This is a genomic window from Streptomyces sp. NPDC059828 (assembly GCF_042731955.1).
In the GTDB taxonomy this organism is placed as follows: domain Bacteria; phylum Actinomycetota; class Actinomycetes; order Streptomycetales; family Streptomycetaceae; genus Streptomyces.
Map to the genome: position 1 here is coordinate 76,859 of NZ_JBHWIW010000022.1, position 26,144 is coordinate 103,002.

At 71.1% G+C, this 26,144-nt stretch carries 24 protein-coding genes; 12 read left to right on the plus strand and 12 right to left on the minus strand.

From position 1 onward, the window contains the following. Positions 1–348: 348 nt before the first annotated feature. A complete protein-coding gene (locus tag ACFV6V_RS15880) occupies positions 349–918 on the plus strand; it encodes a response regulator transcription factor (RefSeq protein ID WP_385564803.1) in 570 nt (189 codons plus the stop codon). Between the two features lie 29 nt (positions 919–947). Here ACFV6V_RS15880 and ACFV6V_RS15885 read toward each other — a convergent pair whose 3' ends face one another. The 4 genes from ACFV6V_RS15885 to lanKC form a co-directional block, all read right to left on the minus strand. Beyond that, entirely contained in the window at positions 948–2,828 is a 1,881-nt protein-coding gene (locus ACFV6V_RS15885; RefSeq protein WP_385564733.1) for an ATP-binding cassette domain-containing protein, read from the minus strand. Further along, positions 2,825–4,651, minus strand: coding sequence for an ABC transporter ATP-binding protein (locus ACFV6V_RS15890; RefSeq protein WP_385564736.1), 1,827 nt, complete (start codon positions 4,649–4,651; stop codon positions 2,825–2,827). The genes ACFV6V_RS15885 and ACFV6V_RS15890 overlap by 4 nt, the downstream gene beginning before the upstream one ends. Before the next feature lie 163 nt (positions 4,652–4,814). Further along, complete coding sequence (locus ACFV6V_RS15895; protein ID WP_385564739.1) at positions 4,815–4,952, minus strand: SapB/AmfS family lanthipeptide; 138 nt, start codon at positions 4,950–4,952, stop codon at positions 4,815–4,817. A 90-nt stretch (positions 4,953–5,042) separates the two neighbouring features. Further along, complete coding sequence (lanKC, locus tag ACFV6V_RS15900) at positions 5,043–7,685, minus strand: class III lanthionine synthetase LanKC (protein ID WP_385564741.1); 2,643 nt, start codon at positions 7,683–7,685, stop codon at positions 5,043–5,045. A 504-nt stretch (positions 7,686–8,189) separates the two neighbouring features. On the opposite strand from lanKC, the gene ACFV6V_RS15905 reads away from it, so the two are divergent. Further along, a complete protein-coding gene (locus tag ACFV6V_RS15905; RefSeq protein ID WP_385564744.1) occupies positions 8,190–11,489 on the plus strand; it encodes a tetratricopeptide repeat protein in 3,300 nt (1,099 codons plus the stop codon). A gap of 306 nt (positions 11,490–11,795) precedes the next feature. On the opposite strand, the gene ACFV6V_RS15910 is transcribed toward ACFV6V_RS15905, so the two are convergent. Continuing rightward, on the minus strand, positions 11,796–12,047 hold the full coding sequence (locus tag ACFV6V_RS15910) for a hypothetical protein (protein ID WP_385564747.1): 252 nt from the start codon (positions 12,045–12,047) through the stop codon (positions 11,796–11,798). Further along, positions 12,040–12,921, minus strand: a complete 882-nt coding sequence (mca, locus tag ACFV6V_RS15915) for a mycothiol conjugate amidase Mca (RefSeq protein WP_385564750.1) — start codon at positions 12,919–12,921, stop codon at positions 12,040–12,042. The genes ACFV6V_RS15910 and mca overlap by 8 nt, the downstream gene beginning before the upstream one ends. Before the next feature lie 197 nt (positions 12,922–13,118). Between mca and ACFV6V_RS15920 the strand changes: the two genes are divergently transcribed. Continuing rightward, the gene (locus ACFV6V_RS15920) at positions 13,119–13,535 is read left to right on the plus strand and encodes a DUF4307 domain-containing protein (protein ID WP_385564753.1); all 417 of its coding nucleotides are present in this window, start codon (positions 13,119–13,121) and stop codon (positions 13,533–13,535) included. Positions 13,536–13,703: 168 nt separating this feature from the next. Further along, a complete protein-coding gene (gene greA, locus ACFV6V_RS15925; RefSeq protein ID WP_385564756.1) occupies positions 13,704–14,201 on the plus strand; it encodes a transcription elongation factor GreA in 498 nt (165 codons plus the stop codon). A 69-nt stretch (positions 14,202–14,270) separates the two neighbouring features. On the opposite strand, the gene ACFV6V_RS15930 is transcribed toward greA, so the two are convergent. The 3 genes from ACFV6V_RS15930 to ilvA all read right to left on the minus strand — a co-directional run bounded on the left by ACFV6V_RS15930 (position 14,271) and on the right by ilvA (position 17,538). Then, positions 14,271–15,077, minus strand: coding sequence for an ABC transporter permease (locus ACFV6V_RS15930; RefSeq protein WP_385564759.1), 807 nt, complete (start codon positions 15,075–15,077; stop codon positions 14,271–14,273). 76 nt (positions 15,078–15,153) lie between these two features. Further along, complete coding sequence (locus tag ACFV6V_RS15935) at positions 15,154–16,170, minus strand: ATP-binding cassette domain-containing protein (RefSeq protein ID WP_385564762.1); 1,017 nt, start codon at positions 16,168–16,170, stop codon at positions 15,154–15,156. A gap of 138 nt (positions 16,171–16,308) precedes the next feature. Next, complete coding sequence (gene ilvA, locus ACFV6V_RS15940; protein WP_385564765.1) at positions 16,309–17,538, minus strand: threonine ammonia-lyase; 1,230 nt, start codon at positions 17,536–17,538, stop codon at positions 16,309–16,311. Between the two features lie 201 nt (positions 17,539–17,739). On the opposite strand from ilvA, the gene ACFV6V_RS15945 reads away from it, so the two are divergent. The 4 genes from ACFV6V_RS15945 (at position 17,740) to ACFV6V_RS15960 (ending at position 19,409) form a co-directional block, all read left to right on the plus strand. Continuing rightward, on the plus strand, positions 17,740–18,252 hold the full coding sequence (locus ACFV6V_RS15945) for a MarR family winged helix-turn-helix transcriptional regulator (protein ID WP_385564767.1): 513 nt from the start codon (positions 17,740–17,742) through the stop codon (positions 18,250–18,252). Positions 18,253–18,316: 64 nt separating this feature from the next. After that, entirely contained in the window at positions 18,317–18,862 is a 546-nt protein-coding gene (locus ACFV6V_RS15950; protein ID WP_385564770.1) for a sigma factor-like helix-turn-helix DNA-binding protein, read from the plus strand. After that, on the plus strand, positions 18,859–19,170 hold the full coding sequence (locus ACFV6V_RS15955; RefSeq protein ID WP_385564773.1) for a hypothetical protein: 312 nt from the start codon (positions 18,859–18,861) through the stop codon (positions 19,168–19,170). Before ACFV6V_RS15950 ends, ACFV6V_RS15955 begins: the two co-directional genes overlap by 4 nt. Positions 19,171–19,217: 47 nt before the next feature. Further along, positions 19,218–19,409, plus strand: a complete 192-nt coding sequence (locus ACFV6V_RS15960) for a DUF1059 domain-containing protein (RefSeq protein WP_361280358.1) — start codon at positions 19,218–19,220, stop codon at positions 19,407–19,409. A 107-nt stretch (positions 19,410–19,516) separates the two neighbouring features. Here the strand turns inward: ACFV6V_RS15960 and ACFV6V_RS15965 are convergent, their stop codons facing one another. Continuing rightward, positions 19,517–20,692, minus strand: coding sequence for a cystathionine gamma-synthase (locus ACFV6V_RS15965; RefSeq protein ID WP_385564776.1), 1,176 nt, complete (start codon positions 20,690–20,692; stop codon positions 19,517–19,519). Positions 20,693–20,752: 60 nt separating this feature from the next. On the opposite strand from ACFV6V_RS15965, the gene ACFV6V_RS15970 reads away from it, so the two are divergent. The 3 genes from ACFV6V_RS15970 (at position 20,753) to ACFV6V_RS15980 (ending at position 23,582) form a co-directional block, all read left to right on the plus strand. Continuing rightward, complete coding sequence (locus ACFV6V_RS15970; protein ID WP_385564779.1) at positions 20,753–21,859, plus strand: hypothetical protein; 1,107 nt, start codon at positions 20,753–20,755, stop codon at positions 21,857–21,859. 109 nt (positions 21,860–21,968) lie between these two features. Beyond that, positions 21,969–22,646: a peptide-methionine (S)-S-oxide reductase MsrA gene (msrA, locus tag ACFV6V_RS15975; protein WP_385564782.1), complete on the plus strand. Its 678-nt coding sequence runs from the start codon at positions 21,969–21,971 to the stop codon at positions 22,644–22,646. A 141-nt stretch (positions 22,647–22,787) separates the two neighbouring features. Then, positions 22,788–23,582 (plus strand): MBL fold metallo-hydrolase, encoded by a 795-nt coding sequence (locus ACFV6V_RS15980; RefSeq protein WP_385564785.1) that lies wholly within the window; start codon positions 22,788–22,790, stop codon positions 23,580–23,582. 6 nt (positions 23,583–23,588) lie between these two features. On the opposite strand, the gene ACFV6V_RS15985 is transcribed toward ACFV6V_RS15980, so the two are convergent. Further along, the gene (locus tag ACFV6V_RS15985; RefSeq protein ID WP_385564788.1) at positions 23,589–23,963 is read right to left on the minus strand and encodes a DUF1330 domain-containing protein; all 375 of its coding nucleotides are present in this window, start codon (positions 23,961–23,963) and stop codon (positions 23,589–23,591) included. Positions 23,964–24,056: 93 nt separating this feature from the next. After that, positions 24,057–25,109, minus strand: a complete 1,053-nt coding sequence (locus tag ACFV6V_RS15990) for an NAD(P)-dependent alcohol dehydrogenase (RefSeq protein WP_385564791.1) — start codon at positions 25,107–25,109, stop codon at positions 24,057–24,059. Positions 25,110–25,237: 128 nt separating this feature from the next. Here ACFV6V_RS15990 and ACFV6V_RS15995 point away from each other — a divergent pair, with 128 nt between their 5' ends. Beyond that, positions 25,238–26,104: a helix-turn-helix transcriptional regulator gene (locus ACFV6V_RS15995; RefSeq protein ID WP_385564794.1), complete on the plus strand. Its 867-nt coding sequence runs from the start codon at positions 25,238–25,240 to the stop codon at positions 26,102–26,104. The last annotated feature ends 40 nt before the right edge of the window (positions 26,105–26,144 follow it).

Here is a 26,144-nt window from a genome sequence, read left to right on the forward strand (position 1 = left end):
TCCTGTGCGAGTCGGTTGGGCGTGCCCCCGTCCTTGCGCCTCCTCTCCCGCCCCGCCCGTACGCCACAGGGGCAGCCGACGAGCGGGGGCCTGGGTGCAAAACGGGGCCCTTGGTACAAGGGAGCGCGTACACCTCTCGCGCGCGGAAGAGCGCGCCTGCGCACGCCCCGGCGCACAGATGGAGGACCGTGCGCTCCCGTGCCTCCCAAGGACCGACTAGCCGCCGCATCACGGGGCACCGGTTGTACGACTGACTGACTGGATGTGTGCGGCGCGAAGGGGCACCGCACACACGCGACAGGAGGCGACAGGTTGATACGGGTGTTGCTCGTGCACGACACCAGCCTGATGCGGTCGGCACTGACCGCCCTGCTGGGAAAGGAGGTCGACTTCGAGGTCATCTCCTCCTCCTGGCGCTCCGCAGCGGTACAGGCACAGTCACTGCGGCCTGATGTCTGCGTCGTGGACGTCGACTGCCCGGGTTCGACCATGCTCGGCGCGGTGGCCGGACTCGCCCGGCGCATCGCCGGAATGGGCACAGCACTGCTGGTGCTCGCGACGGGTTCCCGGCCCGGCCTGCTCCGGCGCGCCTTCGACGCCGGCGCACTGGGGTACGTCAGCAAGGACGGTGGCCCCCAGCGATTACTCGAAGGTATTCGGCGCGTCGCCGCGGGGGAACGTTTCGTCGACGAATCCCTCGCCTTTGGTTTCCTGCAGGCAGCGGAGATGCCGCTGACACCCCGCGAACTGAGCGTGCTACGGCTGGCCGCCGAGGGTTCCACGGTCGCCGAGATAGCGCGGAATCTGCATCTGTCCCGGGGCACCATCCGCAACTACATGTCCGCGATCACCCGCAAGACGGGGGCCCGCAACCGGGTCGACGCGATACGCATCTCCCAGCACGCGGGCTGGGTCTGACGAGCACTCAGTCGATCGCCAACCCGGTCTCAGCCGGTCGCGGCCCCGGTCTCAGCCTCGGTCCCGGCCTCCCAGTGGCCCACCAGGTCCCGGTACAGCTCCGAACGCACCAGCAGGTCTTCGTGCGAACCGGAGGTGGCGTGTACGCCGTCCAGGACCAGTACACGGGAGGCCCGGCGGGCCGATGTGAGTCGGTGGGCGATCACTATCAGGGTGCCGGGGCGGGTGGCGAAGGCGTGTTCGGCGCGGGCCTCGGCGGCCGGGTCCAGGTGGCAGCTCGCCTCGTCCAGCAGCACCAGCCGGGCGGGCGAGAGATACGCGCGGGTCAGCGCGACAAGCTGCCGCTCTCCCTGGGACAGGGCGGCCGGGTCGACAGGTGCGTCGAGACCGCCGAGCCGCTGCACCAGGGGTTCGAGGCCGATCACCGCCGCCGCGGACTCCACCGCGGTGGACGGCGCCCCTCCGGGGCACAGGTACAGCAGGTTCTCGCGCAGGCTGCCGGTGAACACATAGGCCTCCTGCGGTATCAGGGCACGCGTGTACGCGGACGCGTACCGGCCGGGGCTCCGCCGCACCGGCACCCCGTCGAGCCGTATGTCCCCGCTGTCCGGCGCCAGCAGCCCGCCCATCAGTGCGAACAACGTGGACTTGCCGATACCGCTGGGCCCCACCACGGCGAGGTGCTCGCCGGGCTCCACGACGAGATCGAGCCCGTCCACGACGGGCCGGGCGCCCGGGCCGTACGCGAACGTCACCGCCCGAAGCTCCATGCGCGGAGCGCGCACCGGCACCCGTTCCGCGTCCTCGTCCTCCTCGGCGGCCCGTTCCCCGGGACGGCTCCCGGAGCCGCTGCCGCCCGTGAGATGGTCCAGGATCACCAGCAGCCGGGCGCCGGCCGCCCCCAGTCCCGTCATCAGCGTGTGCAGGGCGGGCAGCAGAGCCTGCGTCAGATAGGTGAGCGCTCCGAGCAGCGCCCCCGCGGTGACGCCCTGCCGGAGCAACCAGGGCGCCGCCGCGAGGAGCAGCACGATCGGGAGCTGCGCGGACAGCGCCAGCGCCAGCGTGCGTACGGCGGCCCATCGGGCGAGTGAACGGGCGGCCCGCGTCTGGGCCTCGATCAGCTCCGTTGCGGCGAGGGCCGTACGCTCCTGCGCACCGCATGCCACCACGTCCCGCAGCCCCGGCACGATCTCGCCGAACCGCTCGGCGAGTTGCTCGTCCGCGTGGAGGAACTCCCGCTGCCGCGCGGCCATCGGGCCCAGCGCCGCGGCGAACAGGGCCAGCCCGACGGCCAGCGGCGGCAGCACCACCAGCAGCAGCGCGGGAGCCAGTGCCATCAGCCCCAGCAGGGCCCCCGCGCAGGTGAACACGAAGGACCGCAGCACCAGCACGAGTCCGGCGAACCCGTCTCTGGCCGCCTCCGTCTGGTGCGTCAGCCGGGACACCGCCGTACGGTCGGCGGCGCCGGAGACGGAGCCCCGTACCGCACCGGTCACGACCCGGCGCACCAGTCCGTCCCGCAGCGGCTCGACGAGGTCCGCGAGCCTCCGGAACATCCGGTCCGTGGCCACCCCGCCCGCGACGACCGCCACGCCGGCCACCGCAAGCCAAGCCAGCCCCACCGCCGGCCGGCCGTCGAGAAAACCTCGGTCCAGCGCCATGGCCACGCCGTATCCGCCAAGGAAGGTCTGCCCCGACTCCAGCAGCGACCAGCAGGCCAGCCCCACGAGCACCCGTCTGCGCGTCGCCAGAAACGGAACCGCACGCCCCAGCACCCGCCGCAACGCGCCCCGCCCGCGGCTGGCGTCGGGCCGCTGGGTACCGTGCGCCGCCCCGGCGGCTTCCGGGTGGACGGACTCCTGGCCCGGCGCTTTGTCCGTGGCCGCCGCGGCACTCCCCCGGCCGGTCATCGCGCCGCCCCCTGAGGCGCCCCGCCGTCGTGACTGCGGCCGCGGTCCCCGCACTCACGGCCCTCACCGCCGACACCGTGGTCATCGGCCTCCGCCGCGAACACCGCGCGGTACTCCGGCAGCCTCCACAGCGCGGCATGCGGCCCGACGCCCCTGATCCTGCCGTCGTCGAGCCAGGCCACGAGGTCGGCACGGGCGGCCGACGACGCCCGGTGGGCGATCACCACACGGGTTCCGGCGCGGACGTCGTGCAGCAGGGCGCGGACGACCTGGCGCTCGGTCACGCTGTCGAGGCTCGATGTGGCGTCGTCGAGCACCAGCAGACGGCCCGCGTGGGCAAAGGCCCTGGCCAGACCGAGCCGTTGGGCCTCGCCACCGGAGAGGGGCGCGTCGCTGAGCGGGGTGGCGTAGCCGGTGGGGAGGCGGCGGACGAACGGGTCGGCTCCCGCCGCACGGGCCGCGGCGGTCACGGCGGGCTCGTCCGGCTCGTACGGGCCGAAGGCCAGCGCCTCGTGCACCGTCGCGCCGAACAACACCGGGCGTTCGAAGGCGTAGCCCACTTCGCGTCGCAGCGCCCCCCGTTCGAGCTCGGACAGGGGGATGCCGTCCAGCAGTACGGTCCCGCCGTCGGGGTCGGCGAGGCGTCCGGCCAGCTCGGCCAGGACCGACTTGCCCGCGCCCGAGCGTCCGACCACGGCGAGCGTGGCGCCGCCGGGCACGACCAGGTCCACCTCCCTCAGTACCGACCGCCCCTCGCGTACCACCGTGACCTGCCGGAACTCCAGTCGTCCGGGCCCGTGTTCGGGGAGCTGCCGCGTCCCGTATGTCATGGCGGGTACGGCCAGCAGCGCCGCGGTGCGGCGGGCCGCCGCGCGGCTGCGTATCAGCGCCGCCAGCTGTCCTACGACCGCACCGATCCCGGCGGCCAGCGAGGCGTAGCGGAAGACGGCCAGCAGCTCGCCCACCGTCAGCTCTCCGGCCGCGAGCCGCAGTCCCCCGACCGCGAGCACCCCGGTCTCCAGCAGTGGCACGAGGACCGCGCCGCGGGCGACGGCCGTGCCGTACACCCGCCACACCTGGCGTCCGCGCAGCCCGAGTTCGGGAAGCGGCGCCAGGACCCGGGCACGCTCCCACTCCTGTGTACCGGCCGCCGCGACCGTACGCGCCCCGCCGAGCGCCTCCACGAGCCGGGCAGCGATATCGCCCTGGACCCGCTGGTACCGCGTCACCGCGTCGGACGTGTCGCGGGTGAAGGCGCGCAGCAGCAGCACCAGCACCGGTGCTCCCGCCAGGAAGGCGACCGCCGTCCACACGTCGATCAGCAGCAGGGCCACCAGGCCGCCGAGCGGAAGGGCGAGGGCGGGCACGGCAGCGGCGACGGTGGCCGGGGCCACGGCGGCCTCGGTCACGTTGCCCGTCAGCCGGGTCACCAGGTCGCCGGGACTGAAGCGGCCGGCTCCCCGGGGCCCCACCGCCAGCAGGTGCCGCAGCGCGCGTCCGCGTATCCAGGCGGCGGAGCGGGCTGTGACGGTGCCGGTGAGGAGGGCCGATGCGCTGTCGCTCAGCATGTCCGCGACGATCAGCGCGGCGCAGAGGCCGATCCATGTCCCGGCCGCCCCGGTGGTCACCGCGCCGTCGAGCAGCAGGTCGAGTGTGTGGCCCAGCACGGCGGGGAGGGCGATCGCGGTTGCTGCCGAGACGATGCCTGCGGCGGCGATGGCCACGAGCCGTACGCCCGACGCACGCGCGGCCCCGGACAGCAGCCGCCGCGCGCCCCCGGAGGTCTGCCCGGCGGCCTCCCCGTGAGACTGATGGTGACTCATGGCGTGCGCGTCCCTCGTCCTCCGGGTCGTATCAACGGGACCGGTCCCGGGCGGAAGACCGCCCGGGACCGGTGGACCAGGACCGGGGCCGGCATCGTGCGGAACCGACTCCGCACGATGCCGTGGCCCGGTCGAGGCCAGAGCCGAGATCGATCGGCTGTGATCAGTTACAGGTGGTGACGCTCAGGCTGCTGTCACCGCAGAGCAGCAGGCTCGCGCGGCTGCCGCCGCCGTGACCCCCGAACTCCTCCGCGTGCTCGTCCTTGGCGGTCTCCATCGTCTGAAGGTCGAGAAGAGACATGATTGTCTGCCTTTCGTTCGTCATACGGGGACGGTTGGTGTTGCCATGACCCCTGCGCGCACGCGCCCAGGAGCCAGCTCTGGGGCCGCGTCAGCGGCCGGTGGGGGGTGGCGGCAGGAAGGGCAGCTGGACCGGTGCGCCGTGCAGCGCCGCGCCGAGTGCCAGCAGGCATCCGGCCGTGCCGGTGGCGAGGTCCATGGACAGCCGCATCATCTGCTCGCCGGGGAAGGCGAGATGGCCTTCGAAGGGGACGGCGTGCCAGGCCAGCACGCCGATCTGCCGGGCGAGGTCGGCGGGTGTAGTACCGGGATCGGCTCCGGTACCGGTCGCGGCCGTACGGCTCAGATGGAGCACCATTCCGGCGGCGCCGCGGAACAGGCCGGGCTGGGCGTAGAACTTCGCCTGCGCGGCCTGCACGATCTCACCCCGTGCCCGGGTGAAGCGCTCGTCGTCGCCGTGGCCGAGCCAGTCGTCCAGCACCATGCCGATGCCCACGCTGCCCGCGCCGAGGTACGGCATGGTCCGCCAGCCCTCGTCCACTTGCAGCGCCCCGCCCGCACCCCGCACACAGCGGTCGAGGTCGCGGTTCAGCGCGTCGGCGGCGACGGCGAGCAGGGCGGGATCGCCGGTGCGTTCGTACAGCCTGAGCTGGAGCAGGGCCGTGCCGCTCGCTCCGTGCAGCAGTCCGGCCCGCTGGGCGGGCTTGCCCGTGGACGCGTTCTGCGCCACGAGCCGGCCGCAGTGCAGCGCGGCGTCGAGCAGGGAGCTGTCACCCGTGGACGCTCCCAGTGCGTCGAGCGCGAGCCCGATTCCGGCGAGGCCGCTGTGCAGGTCGGGCGGCATACCGGACCAGTCCTGGGCCCTGATGATGTGCACGAGTTCCAGGGCCGCAGCGGTGTGCCCGAGCCGGTCCAGGGTCCAGGCTATGCCCGCGAGTCCGTCGTAGAAGCCGAGCGGGGTGCCCGGGCCGGGTTTCCGTATCGCCCGCAGCAGCCATTCCTCGGCCGCGGGCCACCGGCCGCAGCCGGTCTCCGCCAGGGCGTGGAGCACCCCCGCCGCACCGTGGGCGAAGCAGGCACCGCCCACGGGGGAGGCGAACTGGGCGATGTCCCCAGGGAAGCAGCGGTCGTCGCGTCCGAAGGTGGCGGAGGCGCGGATGGCGGCGGCCATCGAGTCACGGCTGCGGGGCCAGTCCCCCGGCTCGACGGGCAGATAGCCCGTCGTCCGCGGTGGGCTGGACGAGTGTGGAGCCGGGGTCAGGGGCTGGGCCGGGCGTCCTCGGGTGATCTCCGCGACCGCCGCGTCGAGGAAGGGCCGGTCCACCGGGAAGTGCTCCGCCACGATGTCGGCCAGATGGGCCGCCTTGCCGCGGTCCACCGCCAGCAGGCTGGTCAGCGGCAGGAACAGGGCGATCCGCAGACAGGCGAGAGCGTAGAGGTCGACATCGGCGCCACGGCGGTCGGCGGGCGCCACGAAGCCGGGGTTGGCGATGACCTGTCTGCGGTCCTCCGCGATGCCGGCCGCCGCCTCGAAGTCCAGCAGGACCACCGACGATTCGTCATCGGAGACCATGATGTTGAACAGATGCAGGTCGTTGAAGGCCACGCCACGGGCGTGCACCGCCTCGACCGCCTCCGTCACCAGCCCGTGGATGCGCAGCGCCCAGGCGGTGTAGTCGGCGAGGGCCTCGTCGGACGGGTCCTGCTCGATGAGCGGATGCCGCCGTGCGAAGAAGCTGTTGAGCGGGCGCCCCTCGATGAACTCCATCACCAGGAACCTGTGGTCGCCCAGGGTGAACCAGTCCAGCACCTCGGGTGTGCAGCCCAGCCCCGCGAGCTGTTCCAGCGCGTGTCTCTCGCGCTCGAGCCGGGTCACGGCATCGGCCCCGTCGGCGGCGAGCCCGGCATGGGGCCGTGCTTCCTTGAGGACGACTCTTCGGCCGGTGCGGTCATCGCGGCCGACGTAGACGCCCCCGCCGTTGGAGAAGTGCAGGGCCCGTTCGACGGTGTACGGGACGCCGGTCATGGTGGTCGCGGAGCGGGCGGCGAGATGCGGCCGGAGGAAGTCGGGGAGGGGCACCCAGGACGGCAGGTGGAAGGCCGGTTCCCTGCGATCCGGTACGAGCCGCCCTTCGGCGTCCTCGACGGCAGGGCGTAACTCGCCCTGCTCGTCACGGCAGTGCCGCTCCGTGAAGCTGCCGTACCGCAGGTACACGGGCCCGCTCCCCCAGCGCAGATCGCTGAGGATGTACGGCCCCGGCTCCCCGGCGAGCAGCCCGTCGAGGTCTTCGGCGATGGTGCGGCACTGCGCGTCGTCCGCGGGGTACACCGTGATGAACTTGCCGCTTCCGGCGCGGTCGGCGTACTTGGCGTTGCGGGTGTGCAGGAGGTAGCGGCTCGGCATGAACTTGAAGGCGATGTCCCGGGGCAGGCAGTAGTCCCAGACCTGGGCGAGCACCTTCTCGGCGTTGTCGAGGCAGGCGGAGACGTGGATCTTCCAGCCCTGCGCGGGGAGTTGGGTGTCCAGGGGGCGGAAGGCGAGCCAGTCGCCCGACTGGTGCCGCTGCCAGCCCGCGGGCGCCTCGCGTCGCGCCGCCTCGTACAGCTGGCCGAGCCCCTGGCCGGCCGGGTTGCGCACGGCGCCCGAGCCGGTCGCAGTGATCGCGGTGAGCCGGTGCGGGGCGTCGTAGAAACGCCGGTCAGCGTCGCAGTAGACCGCGTACCCCTTGTTCATCTCGCTCCTTCGGCCCGGTGACACCCATAAAGCTGTCACGGGGCGAGGGGCGTCGACAGTCACAGCTGTCATCAGGCACCTGTGAGGAACGCACGAGTAGCTTCTGCCGGCCACGGAAGGGACGGATGAGTCGGATGCGGCCCGGAAACGGCGGAGCGGGGAGAGATCGCTTCTCTCCCCGCTCTCGCTTCCCCGAGATTCACCGTTGTCAGTACGTCATTGGCCTCCTCGGTTCTGCTCGCTCTGTCCGGTGTCTCCGGTGATCCGCAGCGGCTGAAGGGTCTGCCTATAAGGGGGCTCCTTCCTGCTCGGTCTGCTCGCTCGTCCGGTTTTCCGGCCCTCCGTTCGTCCGGCGTTTCTCCGATATGGATCAAGTGCCCAACACAGACCAGGACAAACGTCCTCTTATCGGGTGATGAATAGGAGGCAGGGACTCCCTCGCGCCAACGCCCGTCACGCAGGACACTTGTCATCACAAGCGGAATCTCTCGGAGGGGGACCCATATGCGGGACAGCCATCGAGCGGAAGCCGAGCGGCTGTTGATACGCGCGGTCGACGAGGAGGCGCGCCGTTCGGGCGGACGTATCGACGCCGTCCCGCTGCTGGCACGTGGGCGGGCGGCGCTGGAGACGATCGCGGCCGCGGCGCAGGAGGAGTACGCCGCGTACGCCCGTGCCGTCGATGAGGCCGAGGCGGAGCGGCAGCCCCTGGCGGCTGGCTTCCGGCGCCAGAACCTGTCGACTCCCGCGCTGGTCACGGCCGTTGCGGCACTCGCGGCGATCGGCGCGGACATGGCACTCGGCACAGCCACGGGCACGGCCATCGGGGCCGGAGCCGTGGTGGCCGTCGCCGGTGCCGCCACGACCGTGGCCAAGGTGACCGCCTCGCACTGGCCCGCCGCGCACCGCAGGGCCGGGGCGCTGGGGCAGCCCGGCGGTCCGGAGCAGCTGAGGCTGGCGTGGCTGACGGCGCTGGAGGTACGGGGCATCCGCCCGTTCCTCGACCAGCAGCGCATGCTGTCGGCGGCGGCCACGGCCCGGCGAGGACCCGAGACGGGGAGGAAGCGGACCACGGGCACCACGAAGGCGAGCGGCCCGGTGCTGCGCGGTGGCGACCGCAGCCAGGCGGCCCGCAGGCGCAGTGTGCTGGAGCAGTCCTTCGGACACCTGCCCGCTCCGGACGGGCCGTTCGCGGGCCGCCGCGAGGCGATGGCGCGGATCGCGCAGTGGGTGCACGCCGCACGGGCCTCGACGGAGACGAAGCCCACGGTCGTGGTGCTGCACGGCGAACCTGGCTCGGGGCGCACTACCCTCGCGGTGCGTGCCGCGCACGAACTGAGGGATCAGTTCCGCGGCGCGTGCGTCGTCGACCTGCGCGGCGATCCGGCCGGCGGCGAGCAGCCCCTGCCCACCCGGGACGCGCTGCTGCACCTGCTGAACCGGCTGGGCGCCCCGCGCGAGCAGCTGCTGTTCCGGGAGCGGTCGTCCTCGCCCGAACAGCAGGCACGGCGGCTGAGCGAGCTGTACCACCAGCATCTGACGGGCCTGCCGGTGACCGTCGTACTGGACGACGCGAGCGACCCCGCCCAGATCCGGACCCTGATCCCGGAGCGTTCGGACTCGCTCGTGCTGGTCACCTCCCGTCGGCCCCTGGAGCCGGCCGAGCTCGGCGACGAGGTCGTGGCGTGGGTGCACCAGTTGCCGGTGGAGCCGCTGGACGCGGCGGGCGCGGAGGAGCTGCTGGCGTCGGCCGCCGAGAAGCCGCAGGACAATCCTCAGGAGGGGCCGCAAGTGAGGTCGCAGGGGAGCAAGGACGGACCCTACGACGCCCAGTCGGGCGACTCCGTGCGGGAGTTGTGCGGCGGGCTGCCGCTCGCGCTGCGTACCGCCGGGTCCTCCCTCGGGACGCGCACCCTGCAGGAGCTGGCCGCCGCACTGTCCGCGTACGGCCCGGTGGGCCCCGTCGAGCGGGCGCTGTGGCTGCGCTACACCGACCAGAGCGAGCAGGCCCGCCGGCTGCTGCGCAGGCTGTCGCTCGCGGGACGCACCTCGCTCGGTGCCGCCGCGGCCGCGGCGCTGCTGGGCACGGACGAGCCGGAGGGCCAGCGGCTGCTGTCGGCGCTCGCCGGAGCCGGGCTGCTGGACCATGTGCGCGGAGAGCGCTACCGCCTGCACGACGCGGTCCGGGCCTTCGCCCACGCACGTCTGCTGGACGAGGAGGAACAGCCGGAGCGCACCGCCGCGCAGGAGCGTCTGATCATCGGCTACGCGGAGCTGGCCGACTCGGTGATCCGGCTGGTCGACGGCAAGACCTCGACCCGCGCCGACCATTTCAACGGCCATGGCTTCTCCTCGCTGGAGGCGGCGCTGCGCTGGCTCGACGACGAGTCCAGCTTCATCACGGCGGCGCTGCGGCACGCGGAGGGGATCGACCAGCAGGCCGTACTGAATCTGCTCGGGGCCCTGTGCGACTACTGCCTGCTGCGGGGCGACCTCTACCGCCTCGGCGAGATCAGCGAACTGACCCAGGCCGTCGACCAGGGGCTGCTGATCCGCTCGGTCCAGTGGCGTACGGGTATCGCGGCGCGCCAGCTCGGCGAGCTGGACAAGGCACGTACGACCCTGACGTCGGTGGTGGACCTCTACCGCGAGGCGCAGCACGACGCGGGCGCCGCCAGGGCCCTGTGCTCACTCGGTATCACCCTGCACCACCAGGGCAGTCTCCCTGAGGCCGCGGCGAAGCTGCGCGAGGCGCTCGGACTCCAGGCGTCCGAGACGCTGGCCGCCGACCGCGCCTGGACGCTGCACGCGCTCGCCGCGGTGGAGCGGGACCGGGCGAATCTCGCGGAGGCGCTGACCCTGCTCTCCACCGCACTGACGCTGCATCGCGGCGGTGAGTCCCTGCACGGCGAGGCCTGGACCCACTTCCAGCTGGGCCAGGTCTGCCTGCGGATGGGCGATGTGCCGCGGGCCGAGTCGGAACTGCGCGAGGCCCTCGGGCTCTACGGCCGCACGCAGGACGAACGCGGCGAGGCGTGGGCGCTTACGCAGCTCGCCCGCGCCCGGCTGGTCGACGGCGATCCGGCGCCCGCCGTCGAGCAGTTGCGGCAGGCCCTGTCCCGGCACCGCGACAACGAGGACGCGCGTGGTGAGGCGTGGACGCTGTACTACCTGGGCCAGTCACTGGAGGAGCAGGGCGACCGCGACCAGGCGGTACGGGAACTGGAGCGGGCCCGCACGATGTTCTCGCGGATGCGGGACGTGTACGGACTGGCCTGCGCCCGCCACCACTCCGGCCGCGCCACCCGCGACCAGCGCGCCGCGCGAACCGGCAACCTCCGCAACTCCGGCTTCGCCCGCCAGCTCCTCGTCGACGCCCGCGCCGACTTCCGCCGCGTCGGAGTGGCCCACGGCGAGGCCTGGACCTGTCTCGAACTCGCCGTCATCGACGCGGGCAACGACCGCCCGGCCCAGGCCCTCGCCCTCTGCGACGAGGCGATCGCCCTCTTCGCCTCGTACGCCGACCGCCGCGGCGGCGACTGGGCCCGCTTCCTGCGCTGCACGCTCCTCCCGTACGCCTCGGCGGGCGGGATCGAGGTCGGCACCGTCGTCGCCCAGGAGGACTTGTCCGCCCTCCTGGGCGCCCCTCACCCGAGCCGCGACCCGAAGCTGGAGGACTTCATGGAGACCTTCGCCCTGGTTTTGGAGCGCGGGGTCCGCCTGGAGGACGGCTGGCAGGCCTGGTCGCTGGGGATGGTGCCGGACCGGCACGCGCGGGAGGTGATGGGCGTACCGACGGCCTGATCCCGCGCCGCGCCCGCGCGGGGGCCGCGTGCGGGGTGCGGGCCGACCTGGCGGTCCATGGCCCCTCCACGCGGGGGGCGCGGGGGCAGCGGGATCCTCGCGAACACCGCTGATCTCAAGACCGTGGTGGAGGTCCGCGGCTTTCAGCGGCACCCCGGGGCCGAAGCCCCGGTGTGACGTACCCACGAGCGGACACAGCACAGCAGCCCGACTCCCTGGTGGCCGCCGCACCGGCGACCCGGCCCCCCTCTGTCGGGGCCGGGTCCGGAAGGCCGCCCGTCGGCGCCGCGGCCCGGGCGGGCGGGGCTACTCCTTGGAGCTGGTCCCGGAGGCGGCCGTGCTCTTCGGAGCCGTGCCGGATTCCGGTGCCTCCTCGAAGTTCACGCGGCCCATGTGGCGGTTCATCGACTTCATCAGCAGCCACACGCCGACCGCGAGTGCCGCGAAGACGACGAAGCCGAGGACCCCGGGGGTCACCTTGTTCTTGTCCAGCTCCTGCGCGGCGAGCGGGGCGAGGTGCGTCAGGGCGAGGTTTGCGCTTGCGCTCATGTCAGGCATTGTCGCGGATGCCCGCGAAGAGGTCGCTCTCGGGGAGGGAGGTACCCACCAGGGACTTCACGAGCTCGTACTCCTCCGTGGGCCAGATCTCCGTCTGGATCGCCATGGGCACGCGGAACCAGCCGCCTTCGGGGTCGATCTGCGTCGCGTGTGCGATCAGCGCCCTGTCGCGGGTCTCGAAGAAGTCGGCGCACGGGATGTACGTCGTCAGCGTCCGCTCGGCGTGCTGGAACTCCTTCCAGCGCTCCAGCCACTCTCCGTACGGGGAGTCGATACCGCGCGCGAGCAGCGCCTCGTGCAGGGCCACCGTGCGCGGGCGGTTGAAGCCCTGGTTGTAGTAGAGCTTCAGGGGCTGGCAGGCCTCGCCGTACTCGGACTCCGGGTACTTCTCGGTGTCCGCCGCGCCCTCGAAGGCCACCATCGTGATCTTGTGCGTCATGATGTGGTCGGGGTGCGGGTAGCCGCCGTTCTCGTCGTACGTGGTGATGACGTGCGGGCGGAAGGCGCGGATCTTCCGCACCAGCTCACCGGCCGCCTTGTCCACGTCCTCCAGCGCGAAGCAGCCCTCCGGCAGCGGGGGCAGCGGGTCGCCCTCCGGGAGGCCGGAATCGACGAAACCGAGCCACTCCTGCTTCACGCCGAGGATCTCGCGGGCCTCGTCCATCTCCTTGCGGCGCACCTCGTGGATGTTCTCCTCGATGTACTTGTCGCCCTGGAGCTTCGGGTTGAGGATGGAGCCGCGCTCGCCCCCCGTGCAGGTGACGACCAGCACGTCCACCCCCTCGGACACATACTTGGCCATCGTCGCCGCGCCCTTGCTCGACTCGTCGTCGGGGTGCGCGTGGACGGCCATCAGTCGCAGCTGCTCAGTCAAGACTCGATCCTCGGATCCTCGGTATTGCCTCGAATTTGTCGTGCCCCCCACAACGACGTTCGGCGCAGGGCGGCGGTCGCACGCGGATGACGGGCTTCTATAGTGACGGAATCGAGGGGCGGAAAAATTCCGGCTTCCGCGAGATTCCCGATGACCCGTGCCGACTCCCGCCGAATCCCGATCCCGGAGGACGAAACATGACCACGGTGCGCCCACAGGTGCCCGGTGGCCGTTACGGCCGCTCCGTGGACGAGCGCGCGGACCGCGGGCTCAGGATCGTGGGAGCCATGCTGGGTGTGGGCCTGCTCACGATGGTCGGCTGGTTCGGTTACGACTACGTCAGCGACCAGCAGATCAGTGGCGAGATGATCAAGTGGGACGTGACCGCCGACGACCGGGTCGAGGTCCATCTCGAAGTCCGCAAGGAAAAGGACGCCAAGGGTTACTGCACCCTGCGCTCCCGTGCCCGCGACGGCAGCGAGGTCGGCCGCAGGGACGTACGTTTCGACGCCTCCGGTACGCGGATCGACCAGGTGGTCACCCTGCGTACGACGGCACGGGCGACCAGCGCGGAGCTTACGGGCTGTACTGCGGACAACGGGCCGAAAGGCTGAGGCTCCACCGCCCCTCTCTTCGCTGACCTGCATTGATGCTTTGTTGATGCCTTTTGGTCCTCCCTCTTTTCGCCGCTGATTGTTAGGCTCGTGGTTTCGCCCGTACCTGAAGGCACATGCTTCTGGGTAGGGCGATGCTTTGTATCCCAGTACCTACGAGGAGCACCTGTGACCCAGACCAGCGAGAACGTCACCTGGCTCACCCAGGAGGCGTACAACCAGCTCAAGGCCGAGCTGGAGTACCTGTCTGGTCCCGCGCGGGTCGAGATCGCCAAGAAGATCGAGGCGGCTCGCGAAGAGGGCGACCTGCGGGAGAACGGCGGGTACCACGCGGCCAAGGAGGAGCAGGGCAAGCAGGAGCTCCGTGTGCGCCAGCTGACCCAGCTCCTCGAGAAGGCGAAGGTCGGCGAGGCCCCGGCGGACGACGGCACGGTGGCCCCCGGCATGGTCGTGACGGTCGCCTTCGACGGCGACGAGAGCGACACCGAGACCTTCCTGCTGGCCTCGCGTGAGTACGCGTCCACCGACATCTCGACGTACTCCCCGCAGTCGCCCCTCGGCGCGGGTGTCAACGGCAAGAGGGTCGGCGAGGACGCCGAGTACGAGCTGCCCAACGGCCGGACCGCGATGGTCAGGATCATCGAGGCCAAGCCGTACCAGAGCTGATCGACAGCGCATCCGCGAAGGCTCCCCGCACTCGAGTGCGGGGAGCCTTCGCTCAAGTGGAGGCTTCGCTCAACTGGCTGCGCGCCGGTACTTGCGAACGGCGAGCGTCCGGAACACCGCCACGATCAGGACCGAATAGATGATCGACGCCCACACCGAGTGCTGCATGGGCCAGGCGTCGGACGTCGAGACCCCGGGATTGCCGAACAGTTCACGGCACGCCTGGACGGTGGCGCTGAAGGGGTTCCAGTCGGCGATCGTCCGGAGCCAGGGCGTCATCTGGCTGGTGTCCACGAACGCGTTCGAGATGAAGGTGACGGGGAACAGCCAGATCAGTCCGCCCGAGGTGGCCGCCTCCGGTGTGCGCACGGACAGACCGATCAGCGCGCCGATCCAGGTGAAGGCGTAGCCGAGCAGGAGGAGCAAGCCGAAGCCGGCCAGGACCTTCCCCGCGTTGGTCGGCTCCGTGGAGCCGGGGCGCCAGCCCACGATCAGCGCGACGATCGCGAGAACGAGCAAGGTGATGGCCGTCTGCACCAGGTCGGCGAGGGTGCGGCCGGTGAGGACCGCGCCCCGGGCCATCGGGAGGGAGCGGAACCGGTCGATCAGGCCCTTGTGCATGTCGTCGGCGATGCCCGCGCCCGCGCCGGCCGTGGCGAACGTGACGGTCTGGGCGAAGATCCCGGCCATCAGGAAGTTCTTGTAGACGGTCGGGTCGGTGGTGTTGCCGATCTGCATCGAACCACCGAAGACGTACGTGAACAGGACCACGAACATCACCGGCTGGATGACACCGAAAAGCAGCATCTCGGGAATCCGGGTCATCCGGATCAGGTTCCTGCGGGCGATCACCAGGGAGTCGGCCATGGAGCTCATGCGATACGCGCCTTTCCGACGCACACGCGCGGGCGCTGTGCGGTGGGGCCCGGCGCGGTGATGCCCTCGGCGGTGGTCACTTCACGGCCTCCTTCGTGGCCTTCCGGTTCCTCCTCGGGGTGACGGAGTCGCCCTTTCCGTCGTCGTCCTCGTGCTCGGCGTGGTGGCCGGTGAGCGAGAGGAAGACGTCGTCCAGCGTCGGGCGGCGCAGGCCGATGTCGTCGATCTCGACGCTCCGGGCGTCCAGATCGCGGATGACCTCGGCGAGCAGCTTGGCGCCCCCGGTGACCGGCACGGTCAGCTTGCGGGTGTGGTCCTCGACGGTGACGTCGCCCTTGCCGAGGGCGGACAGCACCTCGCGGGCGGCGGTGATCTCGTCGCGGGTGTGGACGACGACCTCGACGCGTTCGCCGCCGGTACGGGCCTTGAGCTGGTCCGATGTGCCGCGGGCGATCACCCGGCCGTGGTCGACGACGCAGATGTCGTCGGCCAGGTGGTCGGCCTCCTCCAGGTACTGGGTGGTGAGCAGCAGCGTCGTGCCGCCGTGGACCAGCTCCTTGATGACCTCCCACAACGCCTGCCGGTTGCGCGGGTCGAGGCCGGTGGTCGGCTCGTCCATGAACATCACGGGCGGCGACACGACCAGGGCGGCGGCGAGGTCGAGTCGGCGTCGCATCCCGCCCGAGTAGGTCTTGGCGGTGCGGTCGGCGGCGTCCGCGAGGCTGAAGCGTTCGAGCAGTTCGACCGCCCTCTTGCGCGCGGTGGCCGCACTCATCTGGTAGAGCCGGCCGACCATCTGGAGGTTCTCGCGGCCGGTCAGATACTCGTCGACCGCGGCGAACTGGCCGGAGAGGCCGATCGAGCGGCGGACTTCGTTGGGGTGCTTGAGGACGTCGATTCCGGCGACGACCGCTCTGCCGCTGTCCGGCTGGAGGAGGGTGGTCAGCACCCGCACGGCGGTGGTCTTGCCGGCACCGTTCGGTCCGAGCAGTCCGAGGACCGTGCCCTCGGGGACATCGAGATCGACGCCGTCCAGAGCCTTGACGTCGCCGAAGGTCTTCACCAGGCCTTCGGCATAGATGGCACCTGGCATGTGGGTTCTCCCAGTAGCAGATCGGGGCCCTCGCTGGTTTGCGCAAGCCTAGGCCCGCCGGACGGTTCGCGCAGGCATTTTCCGGCCCCAACAGCACCAGGCTGTGCTTCCCGCAGCTTCCGTCTCGCTCTGCTTCCGTCAGCCCATGACGCGATAACCCGCGTCACGCAGTGCCCGCTCCACCTCCGCGCAGTGCTCCCGCCCCTTCGTCTCCAGCTGGAGTTCGACCTCGACCTCTGTCAGGCCAAGGCGCGCGTCGGTACGGACATGGGCCACGTCCAGGACGTTCGCGTCCAGCACGGACAGCTCGCCGAGCAGCCTCGCGAGCGCGCCCGGCCGGTCGGAGAGCCGCAGCCGCAGGGTCAGATAGCGGCCGGCCGCCGCCATGCCGTGGCGCAGGATGCGCTGCATCAGCAGAGGGTCGACATTGCCGCCCGACAGCACCGCCACCACCGGGCCGTGCACGGAACGCGGCTCGCTCAGCAGCGCCGCCACGGTGCTCGCGCCCGCCGGCTCGACCACCAGTTTCGCCCGTTCCAGGCAGAGCAGCAGGGCCGAGGAGAGCGCGTCCTCGGAAACCGTGCGCACCTCGTCGACCAGTTCCTCGACGATCGCGTACGGCACGTCCCCGGGCCGGCCCACCTTGATGCCGTCCGCCATGGTGACGGGCGCGTCGATCGCCACGGGCCGACCGGCTTCGAGCGAGGGCGGATACGCCGCCGCACCCTCGGCCTGCACGCCGATGATCCGTACGTCGGGACGCAGCGCCTTCACCGCCACCGCGATGCCCGCCGCCAGGCCGCCGCCACCCATGCCGACGATGATCGTCCGTACCTCGGGGCACTGTTCGAGGATCTCCAGGCCCACCGTGCCCTGCCCGGCGATGATGTCGGGATGGTCGAAGGGGTGGATGAACACCGCTCCCGTGTCCCGCGCGTACTCCTGCGCCGCGGCGAGGCTCTCGTCCACGACCTGGCCGCAGAGCCGTACCTCGGCCCCGTACTCGCGCGTCGCCGCGACCTTCGGCAGCGGGGCGCCCACCGGCATGAAGACGGTGGAGCGCACACCGAGCAGCGAGGAGGCGAGGGCGACGCCCTGCGCGTGGTTCCCGGCCGATGCCGCCACGACACCCGCGGCGCGTTCCTCGGGGCGCAGGCCGGAGATCCGCACATAGGCGCCGCGCAGCTTGAACGAACCAGTCCGCTGGAGGTTCTCGCATTTGAGGTGGACGGGGGCGCCGACCAGGTCGGACAGATAACGGCTGCCCTCCATGGGCGTCAGTTTGGCCACACCGGCGAGCATCTTCTGGGCCCCCCGGACGTCATCGAGGATGAGCGGGTGGAGGGGGCCGGCCGCATGGAAGCTCATGACTGCCAGTCTCGCAGTTCAGCGGCTTTCCGGTCGGCCCGATCACACACCTGTCCACAGGACTCCGGCGGGGTTCCGGCGGGGTTCCACTGGGACTCCCGTGCGATTCAACGGGATTCCGCACGGCCGGTACGCTCCCGCCCCCGTCCGCGTACTCTGTCCCCCACCAACCGACCACCGCACGAGAGAGCCACCGCAGCCATGCCCACATCACAGGACATGACGACTGATCTGAACCCCGGTCTCCTCGATGCCCTCCAGCACCAGGTGGCCGTCTTCGCACGCCGTGCCGAGCAGACCCGGCTCGGCGGTGTGGGCCAGGCCCGCAATTCGATGGACCGTGCCGCGTATCTGCTGCTCAACCGGCTGGACCAGGAAGGCCCGATGGGCGTCAAGGCACTCGCCGCGGGGATGGGCATCGACTCGTCTACGGTGACCCGCCAGGTCGCGCCGCTGGTCGACACCGGTCTGGTCAAGCGCACCTCGCACCCCGAGGACGGTCGCGCGGTCGTGCTCCAGCTCTCACCGCGCGGCCGGTCACGGCTGGAGGAGGTCCGCTCGTCCCGGCGTGAGCTGATGGCACAGGTGACGGATGGCTGGACGGCGGAGGAGCGGGAGTCGTTCTGTACGCTGCTCACCCGGTTCAACTCCGCCCTTTCGGCCCGCCAGTCGGGGCTGCCGGCCGCCGATGCGGAGGCGCAGCCCACTTCCTGAAAGGTGGCCCTCTGAAGGTGTCCAAACCCTTGACCAGGTGCTCCGGCTGATCTGATATGAGCACATGCGTCAGCGGCGGCACCATCCGGATTCCAGCCTCGCCCATGTCATCGGCAGCACCGATGACAGCAGCGGCGTACGGGAGTTCGACGCGTTCGTCGCGGGTGCGGCCGGGCGGTTGCTGCATGTCGCGACCCTGCTGACCTGCGAGCAGCCACCACGCAACCCCGAGGCGCAGCGGCTGCTCGTCGCCGCGCTCGCCCGCACCTACGCGGACTGGGGCCGGCTGCGCGGCGAGGATCCGTACGACCGGACCCGCGCCGGGCTCGTCGCCCGCTTCGCCCGCACGGCGTGGCGCCACCACGGGGGCCCGGTCGGCCCGCTCGCCCCGCTCACCCCTCAGGAACGGCTGATCGTGGTGCTGCGGCTCTATGAGAGCGTCGCCGAGGAGCAGACCGCGGCGCTGCTCGGGATCCCGGTCGAGCGGGTACGCGCGATCTGCACCCGTGCGGTGTCCGTGCTCCGGCACCCCGGAACCCGGCGACGCGGGGCCCGTCCGTGGTGCTGTCCCCGGCCGCGTCCGCCGATCCGGGCGGCGGGTGCCTCATGACTGCCTCGTACGACCACGTCGACGGGTACGACGGGTACGGCGGATACAACGGGGTGGCGGGCGATCACGGGCGCAAGGAGGAGGAGGTCCGGCGGATCCTGGACACTCCGCCCGCGCCGGTCCCCGCAGACCTCATGGCCCGCTCCGCCGTCCGCGGCACCCGCTTGCGGCGCCGCCGCCGCGCCCTGCGCCGAGCCGGCTGGACGCTGCTGCTGTTCGCGGCGGTCGCCTTCGCCGTCTGGGCCGCGGCGGTCGAGCCCTGGACCGTACCGCCCGCCGCGACAACCCCTGAGATCGAGGGCTGGTAGTTCTACGCTGGAAGCAGCGGCGCACCACCCGAGCACAGGAGGTCGTCATGACCAGGAAAGTCGCCGACTGCCGCAGATTCCCCAGCGAGACGAGCTGCACGCTCACCATCTCGGGCGAGGAGGAGGAAGTCCTCCGTGCCGCCACCGAGCACGCGACCTCGGTGCACGGCCACGAGAACACCCCGGAGCTGCGCGAGCAGATCCGCGGCATGCTGGAGGACGAGAAGGTCAGCGCCTGACCTTCGCCTGCACACACGCCATACGCACAGCGCGGCGGTGGGATGCCTGAGGACACCCCACCGCCGCGCCTATCCGCAGGAGAGCCGCGAGCGCCGCAGCCGGCCCGTCAGCGCAGGGCCTGCTCCAGATCCGCCAGCAGATCGCCGACCGCCTCGATGCCCACCGACAGCCGCACCAGATCGGCCGGGACCTCCAGCAGCGAGCCCGCCACCGACGCGTGCGTCATCCGGCCCGGGTGCTCGATCAGCGACTCCACGCCGCCGAGGGACTCACCGAGCGTGAAGAGCTTCGCGCGGTTGCAGACCTCGATGGCCGCCTCCTCGCCCCCCGCGACCTGGAAGGACACCATGCCGCCGAAGTCCTTCATCTGCTTCGCGGCGATCTCGTGGCCGGGGTGCTCGGCCAGCCCCGGGTAGTACACACGCGTGACCTTGGCGTGCTGGGTCAGCATCTCGGCGATCCGGGCCGCGTTCTCGCTGTGCCGGTCCATCCGGACCGCCAGGGTCTTGATTCCGCGCAGAACGATCCAGGAGTCGAACGGCCCGGCCACCGCTCCCATCGCGTTCTGGTGGTACGCCAGTTCCTCACCGAGTGCCTCGTCGGCGGTGACCAGCGCGCCACCGACGACGTCGGAATGCCCGCCCATGTACTTCGTCAGCGAGTGGACGACCACATCCGCACCGAGCGCGAGCGGCTGCTGCAGGTAGGGGCTGGCGAAGGTGTTGTCGACGACCAGCTTCGCGCCCGACGTCCGGGCGATACCCGCGATGTGCGCGATGTCGGTGATCCCGAGCAGCGGGTTCGACGGGGTCTCCACCCAGATGAGCTTCGTCCGGTCCGTGAGGGCGGCACGGACCGCCGCCGGGTCGGAGGTGTCGGCGACGGAGAACTCCACACCCCAACGCTGGACGACCTTGGCGAAGAGCCGGAAGGTGCCGCCATAGGCGTCATTGGGGATGACCACATGGTCACCGGGCACCAGCAGCGTACGCAGCAGGCAGTCCTCGGCGGCGAGACCGGAGGCGAAGGCCAGGCCGCGCCGGCCGCCTTCCAGCGCCGCGAGGTTCTCCTCGAGCGCGGTACGGGTCGGATTGGCGCTGCGGCTGTACTCGTAGCCGCCACGGAGTCCGCCGACCCCGTCCTGCTTGTAGGTGGACACCTGGTAAATGGGGGGCACGACCGCGCCGGTCAGCGGGTCGGCGGTGTTGCCCGCGTGGATGGCGAGGGTCTCGAAGCCGCGCTCGTGGCCGGACTCGGACTCGCTGCTGAAATCGTCACTCATGAATCCCGAGGGTAGTCCCGGTGCGCCGGCTTCCCCACGCGGTCCGGGACAATGGCTGGTATGGAGATTCTCTGGTTCCTGATTGCGATGCTGATGCTCTTCGCGGTCATAGGTCCGTTCCTGCTGCGCCGCCGGGGCGGCATCCGTCAGGTCGCCCCCGGCTCCCCGGACGCGGCGGACCCGGAAGCGTACGGCTTCCTGCGGCAGGAGCAGCTTGATCTGCGGCTGCCCGGACCTGACGAGGATCTCCTGGACGTACTCGACATCGTCCAGCGCACCCAGGACTGGCGCGCCGCGGCACAGCTCCTCGCGGGCACCGCGAAGGAGGGCGAGCTGCGCTGGCAGCGCGTGCAGGCGTTCGCGGGCGCGGCCTCGCTGGAGCTCCAGCAGCAGCCGGGCACCGGAGGCGCCTGGTTGCGCGCCTGGCGCTCGGAGTCGCCCAAGGACGCGGGCGGTGCGGCCGTGCACGCCGAGTTCCTGGTGCAGCAGGCGTGGCGGTCCTCCGGTGGCGTGGGCAGCGACGACTTCCGGATCATCCTCGAGGAGGCGCGCACGGTCTGCGGCCAGGCGGCCCTGCTGGCACCCGGCGACCCTGTGCCGTACATCGTCGAGCTGGCCGTGGCCCGTGGACTCGGCTACCCCCATGAGCAGTTCGACCAGCTGTGGGCGAAGGTCATCGACCGCGCGCCCACGCACATGGGCGCGCATCTCGCGGCCCTGCACTACTGGTGCGAGAAGTGGCACGGCTCCCGTGAGGAGGCCGATCACTTCGCGACGACGGCGGCGGCCCGCGCGCCGCAGGGCTCGCTCCTGGCCGCGCTGCCGTTGTTCGCGGTGTACGAGCACGTTCCGGAGGTCAATCTGGTCTCCGGCTTCTACCAGAGCGCCGTGGTCACCAAAGCCGTCGAGGGCGCGCTGCACGCGACGCAGTCGGCGGCCGCCGGCGATCCCGTGCTCCCGCAGGTGAGGCACCTGCTGGTGCTGTTCCTGGTGCGGATGGAGCGCTGGGCCGAGGCGATGCACCAGCTGGTGCACGTGGACGGCCACGTCGGGGCGCTGCCGTGGACGCACGAGGAGGACCCGGCGGCGGTGTACGCGGTGTACCGGGCACTGGCGGTGGCCGGGTACGAGGCGAACGGCGGCAGTCCGGCGACGCTGCTCCAGTGAGCTCCGGTGACTCGGGGTGCTCGGGGTGCCTACTCGGCCCGCCCGGCAGGAATGCCCGGCGGGCCGATCGCGTTCCCGTCTACGGACCCCACACACCGAGGAGCCCAGCATGTTCCTGTCCCGCCGCGTCCCCGAGCTGCCCACCCCTGAGCAGGCTCTCCGTGGACGCGAAACCCCCACCTTCGACGTCTCGGCCCGCCACACGGTCCTCGGCACCCCCCTCCTCGGCCCGTACCCGGAGGGACTGCAGACGGCGGACTTTGGTCTGGGCTGCTTCTGGGGCGCGGAGCGCAAGTTCTGGCAGACCCCGGGGGTGTACACGACGCTGGTCGGCTACCAGGGCGGATACACCGAGAACCCGACGTACGAGGAGGTCTGCTCGGGCATGACCGGCCACACGGAGGCGGTCCGCGTGGTCTTCGACCCGTCCGTCGTCTCGTACGAGCAGCTGCTGAGGGTCTTCTGGGAGTCTCACGACCCGACGCAGGGCTTCCGCCAGGGCAACGACGTGGGCACCCAGTACCGCTCGGCGATCTACACCCACTCCCCCGACCAGGCCGCCACCGCCGAGGCCTCCCGCGCGGCCTACCAGAAGGTCCTGACGGGTTCCGGCTACGGCACCATCACCACGGAGCTCCTCCCGGCCGAGGGGCGCACCTTCTACCCGGCCGAGGGCTACCACCAGCAGTACCTCGACAAGAACCCTGCGGGGTACTGCGGGATCGGCGGCACGGGAGTCTCCTGCCCGGTCGGCGTGGCGAAGGCATCGGACAACGTGGACAGGTAGTCGGGCGGCTCACGCTTCTCCCTCACTCGTCCGAGTGAGGGAGAAGCAGCGCTCAACCATGGGTTCGTGTCGTGCCTGCCTCGACGCGCTGCAGGCCACGCCGCGGGTGCGTGCCCATGGGCAGGGGCAGACGATGGAAGCATGCACATTCACAAGGTGCGACCGGACATCAGCCTGCTGAGTGACAGCCTGGAGGTGCCGGGGATCGGCTATCTGCCGGTCAACGCGTATGTGCTGTTCGCGGCCGAGCCGGTGGTCGTGGACACCGGGCTCGGGCTGTCGAACCGGGACTTCCCGGAAGCCCTGGGGGGCGTGATGGATCCGGCGGATGTGCGGTGGATCTGGCTGACGAATCCCGACCGTGACCACACCGGGGGTCTCTTCAGGCTGCTGGCGGCGGCGCCGCGGGCGCGGGTGGTGTGTACGTTCGGGACCGCGGGGCTGCTCGGTTGTGAGCGGCCGATCCCGGTCGACCGACTGTATCTGCTGAACCCGGGGCAGTCCCTGGATGTCGGTGATCGTACGCTGGCGAGCTTCCGGCCGCCGCTGTACCACAACCCGACCACCATCGGTTTCTTCGACGACCGCTCTGACGCCTGCTTCAGCTCGCACTGTTTCGCCGGGCCGCTGCCCACCGTGGAACTCGCCGAAGCAAGCGATGTGAGCGAGGTCGACCCCGAGGACGTGGAGGCCGCGCAGTTGCTCTGGGCCACCGTGGACAGTCCCTGGGTGCAGCTCGTCGACCCGGTGAAGTTCGCCGCCACCTTCCAGCCGATACGGGACCGGAATCCCCAGCTGATCCTCTCCGCGCATCTGCCGCCCGCGCCCGGGGTCACAGGGCACATGATCAATGCCCTGTGCGGGGTGGCGGGGGCGGCACCGTGGATCGCGCCGGATCAGGCCGCGATGGAGTTCCTGCTCACCCGGTTCGACTGACTCCGGCTACGGCCGGGCCGACTGCGCCGCCCGCAGGACGGCCGCCGTGTCTGCCGCGTCGTAGCCCGGCGGGACCCCCTCGATCAGCATGGCGTCGCCCGCGATGTGCCGGGTGCGCAGGGGGATGAGCTCCTGGTAGGCCTGCGAGTCGTACCAGCGGCGGGCGGCGTCCATCGACGGGAAGCCGATGAGGACCAGCGCGGCGGGCCACTCTCCCTCGCGTACCTCACGCTGCGGAGCACCGTGCACGAGGAACCTGCCGCCGAAGGGGTCGAGGGTGGCCTGGATGCGCTCCATGTACGTGAAGACCTCGTCGTCGAGACGGGCCGGGGGGCACAGGTTCGCGATGGCGTACGCGTGGTACGCGTTCACTGTGGTCATGGCCCGATCGTGCCCGGGCCGCCCCGCGCGGTCGATTACCCCGGAGGTAACCGGGCGCGCGCGTGGCGGCCCCGGGGCCCTACCGGATCGTGCTCAGATCGTGGCGGTGTCGATCACGAAGCGGTAGCGGACGTCGCTCGCCTGCACTCGCTCGTACGCCTCGTTGATCTGGTCGGCCCGGATCACCTCGATCTCCGCACCCAGCCCGTGCTCGGCGCAGAAGTCCAGCATTTCCTGGGTCTCCGGGAGCCCGCCGATCATGGACCCGGCGAAGTTCCTGCGCTGCCCGAGCAGCGGGAAGACGTTCAGCGACACGGGCTCCTCGGGGGCGCCCACGTTCGCGAACGTCCCGCCCGTCTTCAGCAGGCCGAGGAACTTCTCCAGTGGCAGCGGCGCCGAGACGGTGTTGAGGATGACGTCGAAGGTGCCCGCCAGGGCCTCGAAGGTGGCCTCGTCGCTGGTCGCGTAGTAGTGCTTGGCTCCCAGGCGGAGCCCGTCGTCCTTCTTGCGCAGGGACTGGGACAGCACCGTCACCTCGGCGCCCAGCGCGTTCGCGATCTTGACTCCCATGTGGCCGAGGCCGCCGAGGCCCACCACCGCGACCTTCTTGCCGGGGCCGACGTTCCAGTACTTCAGCGGGGAGTACGTGGTGATGCCGGCGCACAGCAGGGGGGCGGCCACGTCCAGCTCCAGCCCGTCGGGGATGCGGACGGTGAAGGCCTCGTCCACGACGATGTGCGTGGAGTAGCCGCCGTAGGTCGGCTCGCCGTTCTTGTCGAGAGCGTTGTAGGTGAGGACCATGCCGCCGGTGCAGTAGTTCTCGAGACCGGCCTTGCAGTTGTCGCACTCGCGGCAGGAGTCGACCAGGCAGCCCACGCCGACGCGGTCGCCCACGGCGAACTTGGTCACCTCGGGACCCACCTCGGTGACGATGCCGGCGATCTCATGGCCGGGGACCATGGGGAAGATGGCCCCGCCCCAGCCGTCGCTCACCTGGTGGAGGTCGGAGTGGCAGATGCCGGTGTACTTGATGTCGATCAGCACATCGTGGTCGCCGACCGCCCGGCGCGGAATGGTGGTGCGCTCCAGCGGGGCCTTGGCGGCGGGGGCGGCGTATGCGGGAACCGTGGATGCTTGTGTGCTCATGGCTACGAGCCTGCGCCCATTTCCGCAGGCTACCCAGCCCTCTGTTGTGCGTACGCCCGCTGTTCCTACTACTGGCAGGGTCAGGTTCAGTCACATGGGGGAACGCGGCGGACGGTTTACTTGAGGGTATGGACCAGCGTGCCGAACTCAGCGAATTCCTGCGCTCGCGGCGGGCCCGGCTGAAGCCGGAGGATGTCGGACTGCCGGCCTTGGGCCGTCACCGTCGCGTACCCGGGCTGCGCCGGGAGGAGCTCGCGCAGCTCGCCGGGGTGTCCGTGGCGTACTACACCCGCCTTGAGCAGGGGCATGGGCAGAACGTGTCCGGCGAGGTGCTCGACTCGATCGCCCGCGCCCTGCGGCTGTCCGACACGGAACGCGACCACCTCACCCATCTCGCCAAGCCGAAGCCGCACAAGAAGCGCACGGCACGGGCGGCGCAGAAGGTGCGGCCGCAGCTCCAGCAGCTGATCGACGCGATGGAAGGGGTGCCCGCGTTCTTTCTGGGGCGCCGGATGGACATCCTGGCCTGGAACACGATGGCGCGCGCCCTGTTCGGCGACTTCGCGTCGATGCGGCCCCAGGAGCGGAACATGGCCCGGCAGGTGTTCCTCGACCCGGGGGCCCGGGAGCTGTATCTCGACTGGCAGTGCAAGGCGGTCGAGGTGGTGAGCGTGCTGAGGCTGTGCGCGGGCTGCTATCCGGACGATCCGCAGCTTTCGGGGCTGATCGGGGAACTGTCGGTCAAGAGCGATGAGTTCCGCACACTGTGGGCCGCACACACCGTGCAGGAGAAGGGGCACGGCACCAAACGGCTGCACCACCGCCTTGTGGGCGAACTGACCCTGTCGTACGAGACCTTGAGGCTGCCCGACGACGAGGACCTGCACCTGGTGACGTACCACGCCGAGCCGGAGTCGGCTTCGGCGGCGTCGCTGGGCCTGCTGGCGCAGTGGGGGGTCGACGAGATCCCGGCACCGTCAGCAGCGCCGCGCTGACACAGGCGCAGAACGGCACAGGCGCAGAACGGCCGATGGC

Bases quoted from the DNA above. Each gene is read 5' to 3' on its own strand.
- ACFV6V_RS15995 (WP_385564794.1), top strand. From the start codon at position 25,238: ATGGACCAGCGTGCCGAACTCAGCGAATTCCTGCGCTCGCGGCGGGCC.
- ACFV6V_RS15905 (WP_385564744.1), top strand. From the start codon at position 8,190: ATGCGGGACAGCCATCGAGCGGAAGCCGAGCGGCTGTTGATACGCGCG.
- ACFV6V_RS15880 (WP_385564803.1), top strand. From the start codon at position 349: ATGCGGTCGGCACTGACCGCCCTGCTGGGAAAGGAGGTCGACTTCGAG.
- ACFV6V_RS15950 (WP_385564770.1), top strand. From the start codon at position 18,317: ATGCGTCAGCGGCGGCACCATCCGGATTCCAGCCTCGCCCATGTCATC.
- ACFV6V_RS15985 (WP_385564788.1), bottom strand. From the start codon at position 23,963: ATGACCACAGTGAACGCGTACCACGCGTACGCCATCGCGAACCTGTGC.
- lanKC (WP_385564741.1), bottom strand. From the start codon at position 7,685: ATGAACAAGGGGTACGCGGTCTACTGCGACGCTGACCGGCGTTTCTAC.
- ACFV6V_RS15935 (WP_385564762.1), bottom strand. From the start codon at position 16,170: ATGCCAGGTGCCATCTATGCCGAAGGCCTGGTGAAGACCTTCGGCGAC.
- ACFV6V_RS15895 (WP_385564739.1), bottom strand. From the start codon at position 4,952: ATGTCTCTTCTCGACCTTCAGACGATGGAGACCGCCAAGGACGAGCAC.
- ACFV6V_RS15930 (WP_385564759.1), bottom strand. From the start codon at position 15,077: ATGAGCTCCATGGCCGACTCCCTGGTGATCGCCCGCAGGAACCTGATC.
- ACFV6V_RS15890 (WP_385564736.1), bottom strand. From the start codon at position 4,651: ATGAGTCACCATCAGTCTCACGGGGAGGCCGCCGGGCAGACCTCCGGG.
- ACFV6V_RS15920 (WP_385564753.1), top strand. From the start codon at position 13,119: ATGACCACGGTGCGCCCACAGGTGCCCGGTGGCCGTTACGGCCGCTCC.
- ACFV6V_RS15885 (WP_385564733.1), bottom strand. From the start codon at position 2,828: ATGACCGGCCGGGGGAGTGCCGCGGCGGCCACGGACAAAGCGCCGGGC.
- ACFV6V_RS15960 (WP_361280358.1), top strand. From the start codon at position 19,218: ATGACCAGGAAAGTCGCCGACTGCCGCAGATTCCCCAGCGAGACGAGC.
- ACFV6V_RS15970 (WP_385564779.1), top strand. From the start codon at position 20,753: ATGGAGATTCTCTGGTTCCTGATTGCGATGCTGATGCTCTTCGCGGTC.
- ilvA (WP_385564765.1), bottom strand. From the start codon at position 17,538: ATGAGCTTCCATGCGGCCGGCCCCCTCCACCCGCTCATCCTCGATGAC.
- ACFV6V_RS15955 (WP_385564773.1), top strand. From the start codon at position 18,859: ATGACTGCCTCGTACGACCACGTCGACGGGTACGACGGGTACGGCGGA.
- ACFV6V_RS15980 (WP_385564785.1), top strand. From the start codon at position 22,788: ATGCACATTCACAAGGTGCGACCGGACATCAGCCTGCTGAGTGACAGC.
- ACFV6V_RS15990 (WP_385564791.1), bottom strand. From the start codon at position 25,109: ATGAGCACACAAGCATCCACGGTTCCCGCATACGCCGCCCCCGCCGCC.
- ACFV6V_RS15910 (WP_385564747.1), bottom strand. From the start codon at position 12,047: ATGCCTGACATGAGCGCAAGCGCAAACCTCGCCCTGACGCACCTCGCC.
- ACFV6V_RS15965 (WP_385564776.1), bottom strand. From the start codon at position 20,692: ATGAGTGACGATTTCAGCAGCGAGTCCGAGTCCGGCCACGAGCGCGGC.
- ACFV6V_RS15945 (WP_385564767.1), top strand. From the start codon at position 17,740: ATGCCCACATCACAGGACATGACGACTGATCTGAACCCCGGTCTCCTC.
- msrA (WP_385564782.1), top strand. From the start codon at position 21,969: ATGTTCCTGTCCCGCCGCGTCCCCGAGCTGCCCACCCCTGAGCAGGCT.